Source organism: Shewanella sp. SG41-4, assembly GCF_014164505.1.
GTDB lineage: Bacteria > Pseudomonadota > Gammaproteobacteria > Enterobacterales > Shewanellaceae > Shewanella.
Genome location: NZ_JACJFI010000242.1, coordinates 1 through 5,877 on the forward strand (window position 1 = coordinate 1; position 5,877 = coordinate 5,877).

The 5,877-nt window shown below is 40.0% G+C and carries 4 protein-coding genes; all 4 read left to right on the plus strand.

The window, feature by feature from the left end:
* Positions 1 to 113: 113 nt before the first annotated feature.
* The 4 genes from H5202_RS17125 (at position 114) to H5202_RS17140 (ending at position 5,844) form a co-directional block, all read left to right on the plus strand.
* Positions 114 to 2,189, plus strand: a complete 2,076-nt coding sequence (locus H5202_RS17125) for a transposase (RefSeq protein WP_220493921.1) — start codon at positions 114 to 116, stop codon at positions 2,187 to 2,189.
* Positions 2,189 to 3,625, plus strand: a complete 1,437-nt coding sequence (locus tag H5202_RS17130; protein WP_182773144.1) for an ATP-binding protein — start codon at positions 2,189 to 2,191, stop codon at positions 3,623 to 3,625. The genes H5202_RS17125 and H5202_RS17130 overlap by 1 nt, the downstream gene beginning before the upstream one ends.
* Positions 3,626 to 3,633: 8 nt before the next feature.
* Positions 3,634 to 5,061 (plus strand): TnsD family Tn7-like transposition protein, encoded by a 1,428-nt coding sequence (locus H5202_RS17135; protein WP_182773145.1) that lies wholly within the window; start codon positions 3,634 to 3,636, stop codon positions 5,059 to 5,061.
* A 381-nt stretch (positions 5,062 to 5,442) separates the two neighbouring features.
* Entirely contained in the window at positions 5,443 to 5,844 is a 402-nt protein-coding gene (locus tag H5202_RS17140) for a hypothetical protein (RefSeq protein WP_182773146.1), read from the plus strand.
* The last annotated feature ends 33 nt before the right edge of the window (positions 5,845 to 5,877 follow it).

Below are 5,877 nucleotides of genomic sequence, written 5' to 3' on the forward strand. Positions count from 1 at the left end.
CAATATATCCAGTTCTACAATTACAAACGCAGACATTCAGCAATAGATTATAAGACGCCACATCAAAAATATAATGAGTTAAAAAAAGCGGCTTAAAATCTCTCCAGAAATACTTGACCATTACATACCCTGATGATTCAATAATTGTGATTCTCAGGCTTACGGATGATTCTAATCTCCAAAGACCCATAGCTGTCTCTGTCGCTATATTTATTGAAGCAATAGAAAATGGCCAAGTATCCCCGTCTGATTATTTAGCTCCCTTCTACCAGCTTGTTGCTGAGGAAACGCTCTCTGAAGCACATAAAAATAAGAGAAATTTTCGTTTCCATCAAATTAAAGAGTTAATCAGTGATCCAAATTTTCTTCTGGAGGTTTCACTTAATCCAAGGTGTAAAATCGTTGCAAGGCACGCTAAGAAGCAAAACACATACGTTCAAGGTTTATATCGGTCCCTCAATCTGTTTTGGAAGTATGGACAAGAGCTTAACGCATTGCTCCCAGCATACAAAAATTCTGGAGGCGCGGGGCAGCCACGGATTGCTGGAGACGTAAAAAGAGGGTCTCCTATTCAGGTATCCACTCCAGGGCTTATTGTTCCAAAAGGGGTAAATACGAGTGAAGAGGATAAAGTTAAGTTCCTTAAAGCGATGAAGTGTTATGGCTTGAAGGGAAAGGCTGCCACTCATAGTCGGGTATACGATCAGATGTTAAAAGAGTTTTATGCAGATGAATTAATTTCTGCAGATATTGAGCAACGTGAGGTATGCGTTCCGAGCTATAGGGCCTTTATTTATTGGGTTAACAGATTGATCCCTAGGCAAGAGATAATTAGAAAACAGACATCTTTAGGTTATTTTGACCGCAACCTCAGAGGTTTATCAGGGTCATCAACCGATCATACTGAAGTACCTGGTAGTTGTTTTGAGTTGGATGCTACCGTTCTAGATGTACATGTAGTATCTGAAATTAGGCGTAACCATGTTTTAGGCCGACCAACACTTTATCTTATTATAGATAAAGAAAGTCGGATGATTGTTGGTATGCATGTATCAATGGAGTTTGCTTCTTGGCGCGCGGGGCGTCAGGCTTTGGTTAATTGTGCCTCTTCTAAAAAAGAGTACTGTGCTCAATTTGGTATCGAGATCGAAGATAAAGATTGGCCATGTAATCATATTCCCCAACGTCTTTTATGTGACAGAGGGGAGTTCATCTGTAAAAATGCTGAAGATTTAGCGGTCCCTTTGATAGGTCACCTTAGCATTGCCCCTCCTTATAGAGCCGACCGAAAAGGTACGATAGAGCAGCGTTTCAATATGTTGAATAAGCGATTAAATCACGAACTTCAGGGAACCACTCTTGGGCGACCAAATACTCGTGGGGATCGTGATCCAAGAGCTGATGCCATATTTACTCTAAAAGAAGTCACGACATTACTTGTTGATGAGGTTTTGTCACTTAATCGGCAATACTTAGACAGCTTAGCTGGGCAGAGCCGCTTGTTTATCGAGTCCGGAAATAAACCTTGCCCTCTAAATTATTGGAATTTTCACCTAGATAAACATTTACATGCCCTAAATAAGGTAAATGAGGCTGAAGTTAGAAGTCGATTATTACCTGTAGAAACGGTTTCTATGACATCTAAAGGAATAAGACTCAACGACGATATGTACTATGAATGTGATCGGCCAGAGTTCGAAGATTGGAAAACGATTGCTCGCTCTGGATCTCGTTGGTCAATGGAGGCACGAATCGATCAAGATAATTCCTCATTCATTTATGTGAGGCTGCAAAAAATGGAAGGATTCACTCGATGTTCATTAATGTTGCAGTCTTCTAGTCTTGAAGGTCTACATCGAGCTGATGTTTTGTTTTTTGAAGATTGGAAAAAACTCGATAAAAAACGAGCTAAACCTGATGCAAAATCTGTAGAACAGCATCAGCGTCGAAAAGCTATTGTGAAGCATGCTCGAGGTGAGGCCAAGAATGCGCCTTCTTTATCCTCTAAAGTGGAGCGTACACGAGGCATGAAAGAGCGAAGAAGAGAGGCGATTGAGGATGCTCGATTGTCCAGCAGTTCAGTAAAGGTAGAACGCAAAAAAGAAGAGACTAATTATGTTGAGCAATGGTCAGAAGAGCGGAATCAAAAAGTGGTGTCATTGCTGAAGCGTAAAAAGGATCATGACTAATGTATGTTGAGAATGCCTATTATCAGAAAGCTATTTTACCTGAACACGTCGGGAATGCACTTATTGAATCACTCCCTAAGAAATTAACGGATGAAGAGTTAGTGGATAAATTGGCAAATTATCCAAAGTGCTTAACCGAGGATACTCAAAACGATCCTGAAATTCGCGTGGAGTACTTAACTCGTATAAAAAGACTTCGCCAGCCTCAGCTAGTTTACTTTGATGTCTTTAGGGCTGTTGAAATCGCGATAAAAGATGGATATTCATCTAAAGAACCTCTGTCGCCAACCACAATGAATTACCTTCATTATTCACTGGATGAAAGGCCTAGCATAGAGCCTAATACTGGATTCTTTAAACCTAAAGGGTGTGGGATAACAATCATTGGCGAAAGCGGCGTTGGTAAAACATCGATGTTAGAGCAGGTATTAAGTATCTACCCTGATGTAATTAAACATCAATCTTATAAAGGTATGTCATTACCATTAACACAAGTTGTGTGGCTTAAGGTCGATTGTCCTGATGCTTCAAGTGATAAAGGGCTTTGCTATCGGAATCTAGATGAAATCGATAGAAAGCCCGAAATTATGAATAGTAAACCACAGAATACTAGAGCACTGTTAATAAAACAGCGTGAAGCAAAAAAGAAGTCTAATTTTTTAGGGATCTTAGTTATAGATGAGATGCAAAACCTAAATACAGCTAAAGCTGGTGGCGCAGAGCGATTATTAGGTTTCTTACATAATTTGATGAATAACCTTGGCATACCAATTCTATTTTGTGCAAATCCACCATTCGATAAGTTATTAAGCAAAACACTTAAAGCTGCACGACGAGCAGAAAGTGGAGGCTATTTTGACATTGGTTTACTTAAAAATTCAGAAGATGAGTGGGGACTTTTTGTTGATGAATTATGGAAGTTACAGTGGACTAACGTTCAAACGCCATTGACTCAGGACTTGAGTGACAGACTTTTTAATTTATCAGTTGGTAATATGGACCTTGCTGTTCGAATATTTTACGCTTCACAACGAGCAGTAATAGGCTCATTAGATGAACGGATTACTACCGATGTATTGAATAAAGGAGCAAGTATTGCTATTAGAGCCTCGAAGCCTGCAACTGATGAATTAAGACTTTCTCTATTAAAGCGTAAAAAAGAATCTACAAAAGAGACGCCAAACATTGAGGCTTCCGCAGAAGCTAAAGTTATTACTGAATCCAAAGGTAAATTAGTTACTATACCTGGTGACCTAAGTCGGCCTCACCATCCTGAATTTGCCCAGCGTATCACTGAATTACAGTATCAAGATGATTTGCATGCCCTGATTGACGATCCTGCATTGATACAGCGAGCATCGGAAGAGGAAGGCCCTTTGGATATTCTTAAATCGGCAGGACTTTTCTGTGAAGACCCGCTCAAGACTTTCGGTTAGTTTGAGCTATGCTTCTGCCTCCAGCGCTACCTGATGAGTTGTTGCTAGGACGGTTAATCCGTTATGTGACCATATCTGGTGATGAAGCTGGAGCATTTTGCGAGCAAGCATTTGGCTCGAGTCGAGTATCATTACATCCCTTACTTACAGCAGGGATAAAGCATTTATCTCATGTGGTTGGAGAATCCGCTGAAGAATTTTTATACCAGCAAACCTTAGCATCGCTTTTTATTTTTTACTTGCCAGAGCATGCAAGTGAACTTAAAAAGTATCTGCTTGCTAATGAAGGTGTAAAGGCCATTAGGCAAAGCCAGCTGGCATCATTTGGTAGTGGCGGAGCTGTATGTCTAAAGTGGTGCCAACATTGTGCGAAACAAGACATACAAAGCTTTGGTGTACCTTATTTGCATCGGGCACATCAGATACCAGGTGTTATAGCCTGTTATAAGCATCCAATTTTATTGAAGAGTATAGGATTAGAAGAACGAAAGCATCGCTTAGATGCAGGTTTACTACCATCTTGTCATGGAGATATTCAATCTGCGTTTGATATTGAATATCGTGTTGCTAAGTTCGGTCAAAATCTCATCTTAATGCTCATGAAAGAAAATCCCGTTTTAGAGTTATCTTCTGTTTATCGATCGCGGCTAGCCGATTTAGGTTTTATCACACCTAGCGGGAGTGTACGTCGGCAGCCTTTAATGCGGCAATTTATCACTTGGGTAGGCAGTTATCGTTCTGGGCCAGATACTCCACTTCCCAACGGTAGTGAAGACTATCGATATTTATCTGAGTTACTGAATCCCAAGAGTAGTCATCATCCATTCAGACACCTGCTATTTACCAGTTGGTTGTTTAGTCACCCAAGCGAAATGTTTGCACAAAAACGATCGAAGCCAAATGTTGCCTTGGTCAAGCCTAGTCTTGTTAATGTCCTGAAACTTGAAAATAGATGCTTAAAATTGCTTGGAGAAAATCGCTCTATGGCAGAAGTCTCTCGACTCACAGGAAAAAGCCGCTGTTATCTAAAACGAATAGCTCTGCAACATGGTATTAAACTGAATTTAAAGCCTAGACAGCTAACATCAGAATTAAAAAATAAAATTGTTCACCTCGCTCGTTCGGGTATGCACAGGGAGTTGATTTCAGAACGATGTGGTATAGGAGTTGGCTCTGTTGAGCAGGTTATGTCCTGTGTGCCTGGTTTAGTCGATTGGCGAAAGAAGTGTCACTTTGAATCTGTGCGTCGTCGTTATCGATTAGAGATCCAAAGATACATGTTGGAAAATCATGATGCTATTCGGCGCGATATAAAATCTGACTGTAATTCTGCATTTTTCTGGCTTTACCTTTATGACAGACATTGGTTAGATTCTGCGCTTCCATCTCCCGCCAAGCCTATAGGACATGGTGAGTATGTTTTAAACTCTGACTAATTCTTGTTGAAGTCTGACATCAGTTCATCAGTATCCACACGCATATTACGTTCCATTTGTGTTCTCGATACCCTGTATAACCATTCAAAAATCGGCGTAGCTGACTGTCCTCGGACTAAACAACAATAATACTCATCCAGAGTTTTAAAATTACTGCTTGTTCATGAATAAAACAAAAACTTCATCGCTCACCAATAAAATACAGTAGAGAAAAAGTGCATAATCGCTTGACGTTAATTTTGATACATACTAATATGACTTTATCATGTAATCTGTAGGAGCTCTACTGCATTTTATTTGATGTGATTGATAAGGTTCAGGCGGCCACCCGAACCTTATCTAAACCTCAATACGACGATTAGACATATAGGAGATTTATTTATGCATCAAGATTACCAAATAATAGCGCGAGTGCAAGAAATTACAGCTACTTTCATTCAGAAAAAGCTTCTGAATGAAGATGGTTATCCTCAAAATATTCAAGAAACCGTTGTTCCTACTAGTGGAAAAGCCCAAAAGCGTGCGCAATATCAGTTCCCAATGTCGGCAGAAGAAAACGACTCGATTATTTGTGGATATGATCGTGTGATGAATATTTATAACAAGCATCACCATGACACACGAAAGAAGCTCACAGTAACAATGGAGCAGTGGTTTTTGAACGAAGCAAAACGGTGTGGATGGGCAGACGCAAAGTTTTACAAGTGCGATGGTTCGACTAAAAAAGCCTGTTTTCTAGTTAAGCAAGCCGATTCGGAGAGTTCTTATGACTCAACACACTAATCTTCGATTACTCAGTGAAGTAGCCGATATTAG